At 69.4% G+C, this 15,930-nt stretch carries 12 protein-coding genes; 1 reads left to right on the top strand and 11 read right to left on the bottom strand.

Annotated elements, in window-relative coordinates:
- Positions 1–59 precede the first annotated feature (59 nt).
- The 9 genes from rodA to ACFYPJ_RS02080 form a co-directional block, all read right to left on the bottom strand.
- On the bottom strand, positions 60–1,259 hold the full coding sequence (rodA, locus tag ACFYPJ_RS02120) for a rod shape-determining protein RodA (protein ID WP_389009019.1): 1,200 nt from the start codon (positions 1,257–1,259) through the stop codon (positions 60–62).
- Positions 1,256–3,529 (bottom strand): penicillin-binding protein 2, encoded by a 2,274-nt coding sequence (gene mrdA / locus ACFYPJ_RS02115; RefSeq protein WP_389009016.1) that lies wholly within the window; start codon positions 3,527–3,529, stop codon positions 1,256–1,258. Before mrdA ends, rodA begins: the two co-directional genes overlap by 4 nt.
- Positions 3,530–3,717: 188 nt before the next feature.
- Positions 3,718–4,395, bottom strand: coding sequence for a rod shape-determining protein MreD (gene mreD, locus ACFYPJ_RS02110; RefSeq protein WP_389009013.1), 678 nt, complete (start codon positions 4,393–4,395; stop codon positions 3,718–3,720).
- Positions 4,396–4,409: 14 nt separating this feature from the next.
- Positions 4,410–5,459, bottom strand: a complete 1,050-nt coding sequence (gene mreC / locus ACFYPJ_RS02105; RefSeq protein WP_389009010.1) for a rod shape-determining protein MreC — start codon at positions 5,457–5,459, stop codon at positions 4,410–4,412.
- A 163-nt stretch (positions 5,460–5,622) separates the two neighbouring features.
- Positions 5,623–6,642, bottom strand: coding sequence for a rod shape-determining protein (locus tag ACFYPJ_RS02100; protein ID WP_005479350.1), 1,020 nt, complete (start codon positions 6,640–6,642; stop codon positions 5,623–5,625).
- Positions 6,643–7,213: 571 nt separating this feature from the next.
- On the bottom strand, positions 7,214–7,627 hold the full coding sequence (gene ndk / locus ACFYPJ_RS02095) for a nucleoside-diphosphate kinase (protein ID WP_389009007.1): 414 nt from the start codon (positions 7,625–7,627) through the stop codon (positions 7,214–7,216).
- Positions 7,628–7,691: 64 nt separating this feature from the next.
- Positions 7,692–8,066: a DUF4233 domain-containing protein gene (locus tag ACFYPJ_RS02090; protein ID WP_389009004.1), complete on the bottom strand. Its 375-nt coding sequence runs from the start codon at positions 8,064–8,066 to the stop codon at positions 7,692–7,694.
- A 7-nt stretch (positions 8,067–8,073) separates the two neighbouring features.
- Positions 8,074–9,558, bottom strand: coding sequence for a bifunctional folylpolyglutamate synthase/dihydrofolate synthase (locus ACFYPJ_RS02085; protein ID WP_389009002.1), 1,485 nt, complete (start codon positions 9,556–9,558; stop codon positions 8,074–8,076).
- A gap of 173 nt (positions 9,559–9,731) precedes the next feature.
- The gene (locus ACFYPJ_RS02080) at positions 9,732–12,383 is read right to left on the bottom strand and encodes a valine--tRNA ligase (RefSeq protein WP_389008999.1); all 2,652 of its coding nucleotides are present in this window, start codon (positions 12,381–12,383) and stop codon (positions 9,732–9,734) included.
- A gap of 137 nt (positions 12,384–12,520) precedes the next feature.
- Here ACFYPJ_RS02080 and ACFYPJ_RS02075 point away from each other — a divergent pair, with 137 nt between their 5' ends.
- Positions 12,521–13,669 (top strand): hypothetical protein, encoded by a 1,149-nt coding sequence (locus tag ACFYPJ_RS02075; RefSeq protein WP_389008996.1) that lies wholly within the window; start codon positions 12,521–12,523, stop codon positions 13,667–13,669.
- 101 nt (positions 13,670–13,770) lie between these two features.
- Here ACFYPJ_RS02075 and clpX read toward each other — a convergent pair whose 3' ends face one another.
- Both clpX and ACFYPJ_RS02065 read right to left on the bottom strand, forming a co-directional pair.
- Positions 13,771–15,057: an ATP-dependent Clp protease ATP-binding subunit ClpX gene (clpX, locus tag ACFYPJ_RS02070; RefSeq protein WP_376525886.1), complete on the bottom strand. Its 1,287-nt coding sequence runs from the start codon at positions 15,055–15,057 to the stop codon at positions 13,771–13,773.
- Between the two features lie 201 nt (positions 15,058–15,258).
- A complete protein-coding gene (locus ACFYPJ_RS02065; protein WP_389008993.1) occupies positions 15,259–15,924 on the bottom strand; it encodes an ATP-dependent Clp protease proteolytic subunit in 666 nt (221 codons plus the stop codon).
- Positions 15,925–15,930: the final 6 nt, after the last annotated feature.

Here is a 15,930-nt window from a genome sequence, read left to right as displayed (position 1 = left end):
CATCACTCATGCGAACGTCCTGGAGTGGACAGTGGACAGTGGACGGTGGACCGCAGTGGTCAGGCGGACATCGGGCGCTGCACCCGGATCGACTGCAGCAGTCCCACCGCCACCCACACCGCGAACATCGACGTACCGCCGTACGACACGAACGGCAGGGGCAGACCGGTGACCGGCATGATGCCGAGGGTCATCCCGATGTTCTCGAACGCCTGGAAGGCGAACCAGGCGACGATCCCGGCGGCGACGATCGTGCCGTACAGCTCGGTCGTCTCGCGGGCGATCCGGCAGGCACGCCACAGCACCACGCCGAGCAGCAGGATTATCAGGCCCGCGCCGACGAAGCCCAGTTCCTCACCGGCGACCGTGAAGACGAAGTCCGTCTGCTGCTCCGGCACGAACTGGCCGGTGGTCTGCGAGCCGTGGAACAGCCCGGAACCGGCGAGTCCGCCGGAGCCGATGGCGATGCGGGCCTGGTTGGTGTTGTAGCCGACGCCGGCCGGGTCGAGGCTCGGGTTGGCGAAGGCGGCGAACCGGTTGATCTGGTACTCGTCCAGGATGTGCAGCTGCCACACGGAGATCGCGCCGAAAGCTCCCGCGCCGAGCAGGCCGAAGACCCAGCGGTTGGAGGCGCCGGAGGCGAGCAGCACGCCGAGCACGATGATGACCATGACCATGACCGACCCGAGGTCGGGCATGAGCAGCACGATCAGGATCGGCACGGCGGCCAGCCCCAGGGACTGCAGGACCGTCCGGTGGTCCGGGTACGTCCGGTCGCCCGCGTCGACCCGGGTGGCGAGCAGCATCGCCATGCCCAGGATGATCGTGATCTTCACGAACTCGGACGGCTGGAGCGAGAAGCCGCCGCCGAGCACGATCCACGAGTGGGCGCCGTTGACCGTGGAGCCGAGCGGGGTGAGCACCAGCAGGACACCGAGGAGCGAGAGGCCGTAGAGGATCGGCACGGCGTTGCGCAGGGTGCGGTGGCCGATCCAGACCGTGCCGATCATCAGGGCGAGCCCGATGCCGGTGTTCATGAGGTGGCGGATGAGGAAGTAGTACTGGTCGCCCTGGTTGATCTCGGTGCGGTTGCGGGTCGCGGAGTAGACCAGCACCGAGCCGAGCACGGACAGGGCGAGGGAGGCGAGCAGTATCGGCCAGTCGAGGCGGCGGGCCAGCGAGTCACGGGCGAAGACGCGGGTCCAGCCGGCCCGTTCGGGACCGTACCCGGAGACGGAGAATCCCCTAGCACCGGTCATGTGAGCATCCTCCGGCTTCCCCGGCCGCGCGGCTTGCCGCTGCTTGGGCGGCGCGGCCTTCTGCGGGTGTTGCTGTTGCCCGTGCCGGGCGAGGCGGTCGCCGGGGGCAGGGTGCCACCGGCGCCCGACGCCGACGGCGACGGGGTGACCTGGAACTCCTTGGCCGGGTCCTTGGAGATCTTCGGGGCCGTGATGGTGCCGTCCGTGCGAACCTTCGGCAGGCTGGTCTGCGGGGTGGGCAGCAGCGCCTTCTTGTTGTTGACCGAGCCGTCCGGCTGGACGCCGTACAGCGCGTTGTAGATGCCGCGCACGGCCTCACCGGAGGCACCGGAACCGGTACCGGCCTGGGAGATGGTCATGATGACCGTGTAGTCCTTGGAGAACGTGGCGAGCCAGGACGTGGTCTGCTTGCCGTAGACCTCGGCGGTACCGGTCTTGGCGTGCAGCGGGATCTTGTTCTGCGGCCAGCCGCCGAACTTCCAGGCGGCGGTACCGCGGGTGACCACGCCCGCGAGGGCGTCGCCCATGCCCTTGAGGGTCGCCTGGTCGACCGGCAGCTTGCCCTTCGGCCTGGGCTTGATCTCCTGGACGCTCTTGCCGTCGGGGCTGATGACGGCCTTGCCGATGGTCGGCTGGTACATGGTGCCGCCGTTGGCGATGGCGCCGTAGATCGCGGCCTCCTGGATCGGGGTGACGAGGGTGTCACCCTGGCCGATGGAGTAGTTGATCTCGTCACCCTCGCGCATCTTGTTGCCTTCGAGGCAGTTCTCGTACGCGATCTTCTCGACGTAGCTGCCGTCCTTCTTGCCGGACTTGCACCAGGCGTCCTTGTTGGCCTCCCAGTAGTTCTGCTTCCACTGGCGGTCGGGGACGCGGCCGGTGACCTCGTTGGGCAGGTCGACGCCGGTCTCCTTGCCGAGGCCGAACTGGTGGGCGGCCTTGAAGAAGTAGTCCTTCGGCTGGCCCTTCTTGGGGTTGATGCCGCCGTCCTTCTTCCACTCGTTGTCGGCGAGGCCGTAGAAGACGGTGTCGCAGGAGACTTCGAGGGCCCGGCCGAGCGAGATGGGGCCGAAGTTCTCACCCTCGAAGTTCTTGAAGACCTGGTTGCCGACCGTGTACGAGCTGGTGCAGGGGTAGCCACCGTCCCATGTGTAGCCGGCCTCGACCGCGGCGGCCGTGGAGACCACCTTGAACGTCGAACCCGGCGCGGACTGACCCTGTATGGCCCTGTTCAGCAGCGGGTAGTCGGAGTTCTTCCCGGTGAGCGCCTCGTAGTCCTTGGCGGAGATGCCGCCGACCCACACGTTCGGGTCGTACGTCGGCGCGGACGCCATGGCGACGAGCCGGCCGGTCCTGGCCTCCATCACGACGACGGCGCCCGAGTCCGCCTTGTAGTTCTCGCCGGTGATCTTGTCGAACTGCTGCCGGGCGGTCTTCATCGCCTTGTCCAGCTCGAACTCGGCGACCCGCTGGACCCGGGAGTCGATGCTGGTCACCAGGTTCGAACCGGGCTCGGCGGGGTCGGACTTGCCCTGGCCGATGACCCGGCCGAGGTTGTCGACCTCGTAGCGGGTGACGCCGGCCTTGCCGCGCAGTTCCTTGTCGTACTGGCGCTCCAGACCGCTGCGGCCCACCATGTCGGAGCGCAGGTACGGCGAGTCGGAGTCCCGGGCCTGCTGGATCTCGTCGTCCGTGACCGGGGAGAGATAGCCGAGCACCTGGGCGGTGTTGGCCTTGCCGGGGGCGGGGTAGCGGCGCACGGCCTCCGGCTCGGCGGTGATGCCGGGGAAGTCCTCGGACCGCTCACGGATCTGGAGGGCCTGCTTGGCGGTGGCCTCGTCGGTGATCGGGATCGGCTGGTACGGCGAGCCGTTCCAGCAGGGCTGCGGGGTCTCGGAGTCGCAGAGCCGGACCTTGGACATGACGTCCGCGGGCTTCATACCGAGCACGTCGGCCAGCTTGGTGAGGACCGCCTTGCCGTCGTCCTTCTGCTTGAGCAGGTCGGTGCGGGACGCGGAGACCACCAACCGGGTCTCGTTGTCGGCGATCGGCACACCGCGCGCGTCCAGGATCGCGCCGCGTACGGCGGGTTCGACGACCTGCTGGACGTGGTTGCCGGAGGCTTCCTTGGCGTATGCGGCGCCCTCGCGGATCTGCAGGTACCACAGCCGGCCGCCGAGCGTGCCGAGCAGGGAAAGGACGAGGATCTGAATGACGACGAGCCGGATCTGGACCCGGGGGGTACGTCCGGTCTCCGGAATATTAGTCATGGGCGAAGCCCATTCCGCTGAGGGTGGTGGTGGGCGACGGGCGGGCATTAGTCATGGGCGAAGCCCATTCTTCTGAGGTCGGTGATGAGGGACGGGCGGGCGTGGGGCACTGCGGTTGCCGCTCCCTCTGCGTGTGTCTGTGTCATATCCGACGAAGCTGTGTGTGGCCGCCCTGAACTCCCGTGTGGTCACAGCCGCTTGACTCCCTTGATGCGGGTGACGCGCGTGGTGCGGGTACGGGCCTTGGCCTTCAGGCGGGTGACGCCGCCGCGCCGGCCGCCGAGGCGCAGCCCCGTGCCGGAGGAGAGCCAGCCGGAGGAGATGTCCGTGCCCTTGACCGTGGTGCTGGACTCGGCGAGCGGATCGTTCTCCGCGCGGCGGGCCAGGGCCATGATCGCGGGCACGACGAACGGCGCGAGCAGCAGGTCGTAGAGTGCGGCGGAGAACAGCAGGCCGCCGAGGCCGACATGGCGGGCCGCGGTGTCGCCGACGAGGGCGCCGACGAGGGCGTACAGCAGGGTCGAGCCGACCGCGGCGACGATCACCACGAGCATGGGGCCGGTGACCGACTTGAGCCGGCCGTTGCCGGGCCTGGCGAGTCCGACGAGGTAGCCGACGACGCACAGCACCAGGGCGTAGCGGCCGGCGGCGTGGTCGGCGGGCGGGGCGAGGTCGGCGAGCAGACCGGCGCCGAAGCCGATGAGGGCGCCCCCGACATGGCCGTACACCAGGGCCAGGGCGACGACGGTGAGCAGCAGCAGGTCGGGGACGGCGCCCGGCAGGTGCAGCCGGGCGAGGACGCTCACCTGGAGCACCAGGGCGACGACGATCAGGGCGGTGGAGAGCAGGATCCGGTTGACGCGCATGAGGGATTCAGCTCCTACTGCTGCTGATCGGTTGTGTCGGTCTGTGACTGGTCGGTCGTGTCGGGACTCGGCGGTTCACTCGCGTCGGACCGGCCGGTCCTGTCGGACTGGCCCGTCGCGTCGGACTGCTGCCGGCCGAAGCCGTCGGTGGCGTTCGCGGACGGGGTGACCGTCACGGTGACCGTCGGGGTCGGGGTCGGCTTGGGCTTGGCCGGGAGCACCTCGTCGCGCGGGTCCTTCTTCGGGGCCTGGACGACGACTCCGACGATGTCGAGCTTGGTGAAGCCGACGAACGGCGTGACGTACAGGGTGCGGGTCAGGCCGCCGCCGGAGGGGTCGACGCGGGAGACGACGCCGACGGGCACGCCCGGCACGAACGGCCGGTCGGCCTCCGAGCCGAAGGTGACGAGCCGGTCGCCCTTCTTCACCTCCGCCTTGCCGTTGAGGAGTTCGACGCGCAGCGGCCGGTCGCCCTGCCCGGAGGCGAAGCCGAGTTCGTCGCTGCCCTCCATCCGGGTGCCGACGGTGAAGTCGGGGTCGCTGGCGAGCAGCACGGTGGAGGTGTCGGGTCCGACGGTGGTGACGCGTCCGACGAGTCCGTCGCCGTTGAGCACGGTCATGTCGCGCTTGATGCCGTCGCCTGCACCGATGTCGATGGTGATGGTCCAGGAGAAGCCCTGGGCCGCTCCTATCCCGATGACCTCGGCACCCTTGATGCCGTACTGCCCCTCGCCTGCGATCTTCAGCATCTTGTCGAGCTGGGCGAGGCGGCTGCGGTTGCGGTCGTCGCTGCCGAGCTTCGCCTTGAGAGCCGCGTTGTCCTTCTCCAGCCGGGCGAGCCGGTCGTGCCGTTCGCCGGAGTCCCGGACGGCGGAGACGGCGTTGCCGACGGGATCGACCGCGGAGGACACCCCGTCCTCGATCGGTCCGAAGACCGCGGCGGCGGCCTGCCGGGCGCCGTCGACCGGGGAGTCCTGGCCGCCGCGGATGTCCACCGTGATCAGCGCGAACGCGACGGCGATCAGCAGCACCAGGAGCAGCCGGCTCTCTTTCGTGTCCCTCACGTGCGGCGGCCGTGCCCTTCTTCGTAGGAATTCGGGTGGCCCCCTCGGAGCGCGAACCCTGAGCGCAGTCCCTGGGGGCCCGATTGCGGGAGCTTGTACCTCTATGTCAACGATCCGCCGTACGAGAGGGGATCGTCTCGTACGGCGGAATCGAAGAGTTGTGTCATCTGCGCGGTTGTGCGTCCAGCACCTGCTGGAGCGCCTCGAACTCCTCCACGCACTTGCCGGAGCCCAGCGCCACGCTGTCCAGGGGGTCCTCGGCGATGTGGATCGGCATGCCGGTCTCCCGGCGCAGCCGCTCGTCGAGACCGCGCAGCAGGGCGCCGCCACCGGTCAGGACGATTCCGCGGTCCATGATGTCGCCGGACAGCTCCGGCGGACACTTGTCGAGGGTCGTCTTGACGGCGTCGACGATCGCGTTGACGGGCTCCTCGATCGCCTTGCGCACTTCGCCGGCGGAGATGACGACCGTCTTGGGCAGTCCGGAGACGAGGTCCCGGCCGCGGATTTCGGTGTGTTCGTCAGCGTCGAGGTCGTACGCCGAACCGATCGTGATCTTGATCTGTTCGGCCGTCCGCTCACCGAGGAGGAGTGAGTACTCCTTCTTGATGTGCTGGATGATCGCGTTGTCCAGTTCGTCGCCCGCGACGCGGATGGACTGGGCGGTGACGATGCCGCCGAGCGAGATGACCGCGACCTCCGTGGTGCCGCCGCCGATGTCCACCACCATGTTGCCCGTGGCCTCGTGGACCGGCAGGCCGGAGCCGATGGCGGCGGCCATGGGCTCCTCGATGATGTGCACCTGGCGGGCGCCGGCCTGGGACGACGCCTCGATGACGGCGCGGCGTTCGACGCCGGTGATGCCCGAGGGCACGCAGACGACGACGCGCGGCCGGGCGAGATACCGCCGCTTGTGGATCTTCAGGATGAAGTAGCGGAGCATCCGCTCGGTGATCTCGAAGTCGGCGATGACGCCGTCCTTCAGCGGGCGCACGGCGACGATGTTGCCCGGCGTCCGCCCGATCATCTTCTTCGCTTCGGCACCGACCGCGAGGATGCCACCGGTGTTGGTGTTGATCGCGACCACGGACGGCTCGTTGAGTACGATCCCGCGACCCCTGACGTACACCAGCGTGTTGGCGGTCCCGAGGTCGACAGCCATGTCACGGCCGATGAACGACATTGAGTTCCCCATCAGGATTCGACTGGCCTTCCTGGGAGCTTTTGAGGGCATTTCAGGTCGGCGAAGCGGGTTGCTGTGACGTGAAGGCTTCCATCGTAGACGCGCCTGCACGAACACTGCGCGAGGGTCTTCGCCATTGTCAGCATGTGCGTTGCCGCCCCGCGTGCGGAGACGGCCCAACGGGGGCACTGGTTCCCCCGATCGGCACCCATATGCCGGGCGGTAGGCCGAAAATGTACGTCCGCCACAGCTCAGCCCGCCAGTCGAGCTGACGGTTCCTCAGAAAATGCCACGAAACATCCCCGTCGGACACCCCGCCCTGGCGCGACCGGGGGCCGGCCGGTGGTGCCGGTGGTGCCGTCTCCGGTACGCCACCCGGTGGTCCGCCGTCCGGCGGCACGCCGCGCCGAGCGGTGGGCCGGATGGCGGTACGCCGCCCCGCGTGGAGATGGACCGGATGGCGGTACGCCGCCCCGCATGGTGGTGGACCGGATGGCGGTACGCCGCCCCGGCACCGGCCGGGCCCGGGGCGGGCGGCGGGTCCGACGGATCCGCGGGAGCCGGAACGGGGTCAGGCGCGGTCGGAGAAGAAGATCTTGATCTCGCGCTCGGCGGACTCCTCGGAGTCGGACGCGTGGATCAGGTTCTCGCGGACGATGACACCGTAGTCGCCGCGGATGGAACCGGGCGCCGCCGCGATCGGGTCGGTCGGGCCGGCCAGGGCGCGCAGCCCCTCGATCACCCGCTCGCCCTCGACGATCAGCGCCACGACCGGGCCGGAGGCCATGAACTCGACCAGCGGCTCGTAGAAGGGCTTGCCCTTGTGCTCGCCGTAGTGCAGCTCCAGCGTCTCCTGGTCCAGCGTGCGCAGTTCCAGCGCGGTGATCCGCCAGCCCGCCTTGCGCTCGATACGGCTGATGATCTCGCCGGTCAGGCCACGGCGTACGGCGTCGGGCTTGAGGAGGACGAGGGTGCGCTGGGTCACGGGAGGGCTCCTTGGTACGGACGGGTGCGGTGGGATGAGGTTACAGGGGGTGTCCGAGCGGCGCTCACACAGCGTCAGCCCCGGAGTTCCCCGGGGCGGCTGCCTGCGCGGCCTGCGCGGCGAATCTCGCCTTCGCCTCGTCGATCTTCCGTCCGAAGTGCACGGCCGCCCACCACAGCGCCCCGAACATCACGCCCAGGACGAACATGGTCGGGACGACGAAGCCGGAGGCGACCAGCACGATCTGCAGCACCCAGCCGAACACCACGCCGCCCGGCCGGGTCACCACGCCGCACAGCAGCAGACACAGGAACATCGCGATCCCGCTGACCGTCCACACCGTCGACGTCGACAGGTCCGGGTTCTTCATCGCGACGAGTCCGGCGAAGCCGATGACGAAGAACTCGCCGATCAGGGTCGAGGAGCAGAGCGTACGCATCGGTCTCTCAGCCCCTTCCGAGCAGCAGACGGGCCTCGCCGACGGTGATGACCGAGCCGGTGACCAGGACGCCGCCGCCCGCGAACTCACCCTCTTCCTCGGCCAGCGTGATCGCGGCCTCCAGCGCGTCCGGAAGCCGCGGCTCCACCTGGACCCGCTCGTCCCCGAACACCTCCACGGCGAGCGCGGCCAGCTCATCCGCGTCCATCGCGCGGTGGCTGGAGTTCTGGGTGACGACGACCTCGGCGAAGATCGGCTCGAAGGCTTCCAGCAGCCCGCGGACGTCCTTGTCGTCGGTGGCGCCCACCACGCCGATCAGCCGGCTGAAGTCGAATGCCTCCGCCACCGCCTCGGCCGCGGCCCGCGCGCCCGCCGGGTTGTGCGCCGCGTCCAGGACGACGGTCGGCGAGCGCCGTACGATCTCCAGCCGGCCCGGCGAGGAGACGGCCGCGAACGCCTTGCGGACCGTGTCGAGGTCCAGCGTCTCGGCGCGCTGCGCACCGACGCCGAAGAACGCCTCCACCGCCGCCAGTGCGACGGCCGCGTTGTGCGCCTGGTGGGCGCCGTGCAGCGGGAGGTAGACCTCCGGGTACTCACCGCCGAGACCGCGCAGGGTCAGCAGCTGGCCGCCGAGGGCGACCTGCCGGGCCGTGACGCCGAACTCCAGGCCCTCCCGGGCCACCGTGGCGTCGGCTTCCACGGCCTTCTTCAGCAGCACCTGCGCCGCGTCCACCGGCTGCTGCGCCATGATCACGGTTGCGCCGCGCTTGATGATCCCGGCCTTCTCGGTGGCGATCTCCGCGTGCGTGCCGCCGAGCCGGTCGGTGTGGTCCAGGTCGATGGGCATGATCACGGCGACGTCCCCGTCGATCACGTTCGTCGCGTCCCAGCTGCCGCCCATGCCGACCTCGACGACGGCCACGTCGACCGGCGCGTCCGCGAAGGCGGCGTACGCCATGCCGGTGAGCACCTCGAAGAAGGAGAGCCGGTACTCCTGCTGGGCGTCGACCATCTCGATGTACGGCTTGATGTCGCGGTACGTCTCGATGAAGCGCTCGGCGGAGATCGGAGCGCCGTCGAGGCTGATCCGCTCGGTGATCGACTGGACGTGCGGCGAGGTGTAGCGGCCGGTGCGCAGCTCGAAAGCGCCGAACAGCGCCTCGATCATGCGGGCCGTGGACGTCTTGCCGTTCGTCCCCGTGATGTGGATCGAGGGGTAGGCCCGCTGGGGCTCCCCGAGGACGTCCACGAGCGCGGCGATCCGGGTGACGGAGGGCTCCAGCTTGGTCTCGCCCCAGCGGCCGGCCAGCTCCGCCTCGACCTCGCGCAGGGCTTTGTCGACCTCGGGGTCCGCGGGCCGGGCGGGCATGTCGTCCTGTGCCCGGCCGCCCTGGGTGCGCAAGGTGCGGCTGCCGGCCTCGATCACCGCGAGGTCGGGGTCGCGGTCGGTCTCGGCGGCGACGATGTCGTCGAACGGATCGCTTTCACTCACAGGGCCAGTCTAGAGCGGTGCCCAGGGAGCCCGGAGACGGGAGTGGCCGGTCCCGTGGGGCGGGTGCGGGACCCCTCCGGCCGGTCGCGCCGCAGATCACGGACGCGCCCGGAGCCCTTGGGCTCCGGGCGCGTCCGTGATGTCCGCGTATCCCCTACCGGGGGTATCGCCTCCTACGCCTGCGGCAGGCGCCCCAGCTGCGCGGTGATCCGGGCGATGTCCTCGTCGGCCTTGGCCAGCCGTCCCCGGATGCCCTCCACCACATGGTCGGGCGCCTTGCCGAGGAACGCCTCGTTGCCCAGCTTGGCCTGCGCCTGCTGGCGCTCCTTCTCCGCGGCGGCGAGGTCCTTGGCGAGGCGCTTGCGCTCGGCGGCCACGTCGATCGTGCCGGAGAGGTCGAGCGCGACCTCCGCGCCCGCGACCGGCAGGGTCGCCGTGGCGGTGAAGGCGTCGCCCTCCGGCTGGAGGCGCAGCAGCTGGCGGATGGCGGCCTCGTGCGGGGCCAGCGCCGTACCGTCCAGCGTGAGCCGGGCCGGGACCCGCTGGCCCGGCTGCAGGCCCTGGTCGGCGCGGAACCGGCGGACCTCGGTGATGACGGACTGCAGGGACTCGATCTCCCGCTCGGCGGCGACGTCCCGGAAGCCGCCCGGGGCGTCGGCCCCGGGAACGGACACGGCCTGCGGCCAGTCGGCGATGACCACCGACTCGCCGCCGGTGAGCGTGGTCCACAGGGTCTCGGTGACGAACGGGACCACCGGGTGCAGCAGCTTCAGGGTGACGTCCAGGACCTCGCCGAGGACGCGCCTGCTGACCTCGGCCGCCTCGCCGCCCGCCTGGAAGGTGGTCTTGGACAGCTCGACGTACCAGTCGAAGACCTCGTCCCAGGCGAAGTGGAAGAGGGCGTCGGAGAGCTTGGCGAACTGGAAGTCGTCGTAGTACGCGTCGACTTCGGCGACGACCGAGTTCAGCCGGGAGAGGATCCAGCGGTCCGTCGCCGACATCCGCGACGCGTCGGGCAGCGGGCCCTCGACCGTGGCGCCGTTCATCAGCGCGAAGCGGGTCGCGTTCCAGATCTTGTTGGCGAAGTTGCGCGAACCCTGCACCCAGTCCTCGCCGATCGGCACGTCGGCGCCCGGGTTGGCGCCCTTGGCGAGGGTGAAGCGGACGGCGTCGGAGCCGTACTTGTCCATCCAGTCCAGCGGGTCGACCGCGTTGCCGAAGGACTTCGACATCTTCTTGCCGAACTCGTCGCGGACCAGGCCGGTGAGGGCGATGGTGTGGAAGGGGACCTCGCCGTCCATGGCGTACAGTCCGAACATCATCATCCGGGCGACCCAGAAGAAGATGATGTCATGACCGGTGAGCAGGACGTCGGTCGAGTAGAACTTCGCGAGGTCCGGGGTCTTCTCCGGCCAGCCGAGCGTGGAGAACGGCCACAGGCCGGAGGAGAACCAGGTGTCCAGGACATCGGGGTCCTGGTGCCAGCCCTCGCCGGTGGGCGGCTCCTCGTCAGGGCCGACGCAGACGACCTCGCCGTCCGGCCCGTACCAGATCGGGATGCGGTGGCCCCACCACAGCTGGCGCGAGATGCACCAGTCGTGCATGTTGTCGACCCAGTCGAAGTAGCGCTTCGACATGTCCTCGGGGTGGATCCGCACCCGGCCGTCGCGGACCGCGTCGCCCGCGGCCTTGGCGAGCGGGGCGACCTTGACCCACCACTGCATCGACAGCCGGGGTTCGACCGTGGTCTCGCAACGCGAGCAGTGCCCGACGGAGTGCATGTAGGGGCGCTTCTCGGCGACGATGCGGCCCTGTTCGCGCAGCGCGCCGACGACGGCCGAGCGGGCCTCGAAGCGGTCCAGGCCGAGGAAGGGGCCGTGGACGGTGATGACACCGCGCTCGTCCATGATCGTCAGCGACGGCAGGCCGTGGCGCTGGCCGATCGCGAAGTCGTTCGGGTCGTGCGCCGGGGTCACCTTGACGGCGCCGGTGCCGAACTCGGGATCGACATGGGTGTCCGCGACGACGGGGATCCTACGGTCCGTCAGCGGGAGCTTGATCTCCTTGCCGACCAGGTGCCGGTAGCGCTCGTCGTCGGGGTGGACCGCGACGGCGGTGTCGCCGAGCATCGTCTCCGCGCGCGTGGTGGCGACGACGAGACTGTCCTCGCCCTCGCCGTAGCGGATGGAGACCAGTTCGCCGGCGTCCTCCTGGTATTCCACCTCGATGTCCGAGATGGCGGTCAGACAGCGCGGGCACCAGTTGATGATCCGCTCGGCGCGGTAGATCAGCTCGTCCTCGTACAGGCGCTTGAAGATGGTGAGGACGGCCTTGGACAGGCCCTCGTCCATCGTGAAGCGCTCACGGGACCAGGCGACGCCGTCGCCGAGGCGGCGCATCTGGCCGAGGATCTTGCCGCCGTACTCGTCCTTCCACTGCCAGACCCGCTCGACGAACTCCTCGCGGCCCAGGTCGTGGCGGGACTTGCCCTCCTCGGCGAGCTGCTGCTCGACCTTGTTCTGGGTGGCGATGCCGGCGTGGTCCATACCGGGCAGCCACAGCGACTCGTACCCCTGCATGCGCCTGCGGCGGGTGAGGGCGTCCATGAGCGTGTGCTGGAAGGCGTGGCCCAGGTGGAGCGAGCCGGTGACGTTCGGCGGCGGGATGACGATGGTGTACGGCGGCTTGTCGCTCGTCGCGTCCGCCTCGAAGTAACCCCGCTCCACCCAGCGCTCGTACAGCGGGCCCTCTACGTCGGCCGGCGCGTACTGGGTCGGCAGTTCGGTGCTGGGCGCTGGTGGCTGCTGCTGAGCGTTCTCGGTCACGCGGGCCAGTTTAGAGGTGCCGCGGCCCAGTCCCGAAACGCCGATGTTCTGTAACGGTACGGTCCCCGATGCCGTGGGCTTCCGAGGGCTGAGCCAGGATGTCAGGAACACATAAGTATGCGAGGGGGACCCCAGAGATGAGTCACGACCAGCCGGGCCCATACGGTGACGGCCGGCCCCAGCAGCCTGGACCGTACGGCCAGCCGGGCCCCTACGGCCAGCCGCCGCAGGCGCCCCAGCCCGGCTACGGCTACCCCCAGCAGCCACCGGCCCCGCCGCAGCAGCAGCCCGGCTACGGTCCGCCGCAGCAGACTCCTCCCCCGCAGCCGGGCTACGGCCAGCCGCCCCAGGCCCCGACGCCGCAGCCCGGCTACGGCCAGCCGCCGCAGGCTCCTCCCCCGCAGTCCGGCTACGGTCAGCCGCCGCAGACCCCGCCGGTCCCGCCGCAGCAGCCCGGCTACGGCCAGCCGCCACAGGCTCCGCCCGCCCAGCCCGGCTACGGCTATCCGCAGCAAGGTGGGTTTCCCCCGCAGCAGAGCCCTTACGGACAGCAGCCCTACGGACAGCCCTTTGGGCAGCCCTTCGGCGCCCCGCAGCCCCCGGTTCCGGGCGGCGGCGGCAAGAAGACGGGCCTGATCATCGGTGCGGCGGCCGTGGTGGTGGCCGTCGCGGTCGGCGCCTTCTTCGTGCTCGGCGGGGGCAGCGGCAGCGGTTCGGACGTCGCGGACGACGGGCCGCACAAGCTGGTCACGCCGGACACGGTGCTCACCGAGTACAAGAAGTCCGACGGCGACAGCGGCACCATGTCGAAGGACGACCTGAAGGACGCCGAGTCGTGGGGCGTGCAGAACCCGAAGGACGTCAGTGCCTCCTACGAGGTGAAGGACGAGAGCAATCCGCTGGGCGGCAAGATGATCTCCTTCGGCGGCGTCTACGGGTCGATCGACGACCCGGAGAAGGCCCTGGACGGTCTCTTCGCGTCCATGAAGAAGGACACCGGGAACAACGAGGTCACCTTCAAGGGAAGCCCCGAGGAGTACAAGCCGGGTTCGCTGGACGGCGGGATCCTCAAGTGCCAGGCCGCCGGCATCGACAACTCCGCGGGCTCCTCGACGGGCATGTCGAAGACCATGAGCGTGACGTACTGCGCGTGGAGTGACCACAGCACCATCGGTTTCGTGATGCCCATGGAATTGGCGGACATCGCCTCGGGCAAGTCCGCCGACCCGGCGGCCGCGGCCGAGACAACGGCCAAGCTGCGCAAGGAAGTACGCGTCAAGGGCTGATGCCGCCGCTCCCTCGGGACGGCGCACACCTGCATGTACGAGAGCCCCGGCCGACGGCCGGGGCTCTCGTACATGCAGGTGTGCGCGGGCTCGCGCGCGGGCTAGGCCGTCTTCTGCTCGCCCGGGCCCCGGCCGCGGGCGTCGCGCGGGATCAGGGTCGGATTGACGTTCGACAGGACGACGTCCGCGGTGATGACGACGCGGGCCACGTCCTTGCGGGACGGCACCTCGTACATCACCGCCTGGAGGACCTCCTCCATGATGGCGCGCAGACCGCGGGCACCGGTCTGGCGCAGGATCGCCTGGTCGGCGATGGCCTCCAGTGCCTCGCGCTCGAAGTCCAGTTCCACACCGTCGAGTTCGAACAGGCGCTGGTACTGCTTCACCAGGGCGTTGCGCGGCTCGACGAGGATCTGGAGCAGGGCCTTGCGGTCGAGGTTGTGGACCGAGGTGATGACCGGGAGCCGGCCGATGAACTCGGGGATCATGCCGAACTTGACCAGGTCCTCCGGCATGACGTCCTCGAAGACGTCCTTGGACTCCAGCTCGCGCTTGGAGCGGATCGTCGCGCCGAAACCGATGCCCTTGGCGCCGGCCCGGCCCTCGATGATCTTCTCCAGACCCGCGAAGGCGCCGCCCACGATGAACAGGACGTTCGTCGTGTCGATCTGGATGAACTCCTGGTGCGGGTGCTTGCGACCGCCCTGCGGCGGCACCGAGGCCGTGGTGCCTTCGAGGATCTTCAGCAGGGCCTGCTGGACGCCCTCGCCCGAGACGTCCCGGGTGATCGAGGGGTTTTCACTCTTCCGCGCGACCTTGTCGATCTCGTCGATGTAGATGATCCCGGTCTCGGCCTTCTTGACGTCGTAGTCAGCCGCCTGGATCAGCTTGAGGAGAATGTTCTCCACGTCCTCGCCGACGTAGCCCGCCTCCGTCAGCGCCGTCGCGTCGGCGATGGCGAAGGGGACGTTCAGCATGCGCGCGAGGGTCTGCGCGAGGAGGGTCTTGCCGGAGCCCGTGGGGCCCAGCAGGAGGATGTTGGACTTCGCCAACTCGATGGCGTCGTCGCGGCCTTGCGCGCCGCCGTTCTCGCCCGCCTGGACCCGCTTGTAGTGGTTGTACACCGCGACGGACAGGGCCTTCTTGGCGGCCTCCTGGCCGACCACGTAGCCCTCCAGGAACTCGTAGATCTCGCGCGGCTTCGGCAGTTCCTCCCAGCGCACCTCGCTGGTCTCCGCCAGCTCCTCCTCGATGATCTCGTTGCAGAGGTCGATGCACTCGTCGCAGATGTAGACACCGGGCCCTGCGATGAGCTTTTTGACCTGCTTCTGGCTCTTGCCGCAGAACGAGCACTTGAGCAGATCGCCGCCGTCACCGATGCGTGCCACGGTGTGCTTCCCCTTCGCCTGGGAGACGCCTGGACACTATGGGTCCAGCGGCTCCTGGTGCTGCCTTATGTCCGACGGTACCTTGCCGAGCCCCCCGTTCGGGCCCCCCTTGGCACGGTTCACTTTGACGTGCACCGCGCCAAGGGCGACAAAGGACGTCCCCTCCGCGTGCCGAACGCAGGGGGCGACCCGCGCTCCGCCTCAGCGGACGACTTCGTTGTTCATCTTGCGGGTGGAGATGATCTGGTCGACCAGGCCGTACTGAAGGGCTTCCTCCGCCGTGAGGATCTTGTCGCGCTCGATGTCCTCGCGCACCTTTTCGAGCGGCTGGTTGGAGTGCTTGGCCAGCATCTCCTCCAGCTGCGTGCGCATGCGCGTGAACTCGTTGGCGATGATCTCCAGGTCGGAGAGCTGGCCGCGGCCAGTGCTGCCGGCGGGCTGGTGGATCAGCACGCGCGAGTTCGGCAGCGCCATGCGCTTGCCCGGCGTACCGGCGGCGAGCAGGATGGCGGCCGCGGAGGCCGCCTGGCCCATGCACACCGTCTGGATGTCCGGCTTCACGAACTGCATCGTGTCGTAGATCGCCGTCAGGGCGGTCATGTCGCCGCCGGGGCTGTTGATGTAGATCGAGATGTCCCGGTCGGGGTCCATCGACTCCAGGCACAGCAGCTGCGCCATGACGTCGTTGGCGGAGGCGTCGTCGATCTGGACGCCGAGGAAGATCACGCGCTCCTCGAAGAGCTTCGCGTACGGGTCGTACTCGCGAATGCCCTGGGAGGTGCGCTCCACGAAGCGCGGGATGACGTAGCGGCTGTCGGGCCGGGGCCCGTCGTACTGGCCGCTGGCGGCGCCGGGGAAGTTGTTCATGAGGTT

The sequence above is a fragment of the Streptomyces sp. NPDC006012 genome, from assembly GCF_042871185.1.
In the GTDB taxonomy this organism is placed as follows: Bacteria; Actinomycetota; Actinomycetes; order Streptomycetales; family Streptomycetaceae; genus Streptomyces.
This window is presented reverse-complemented; position numbering and strand designations above follow the sequence as displayed.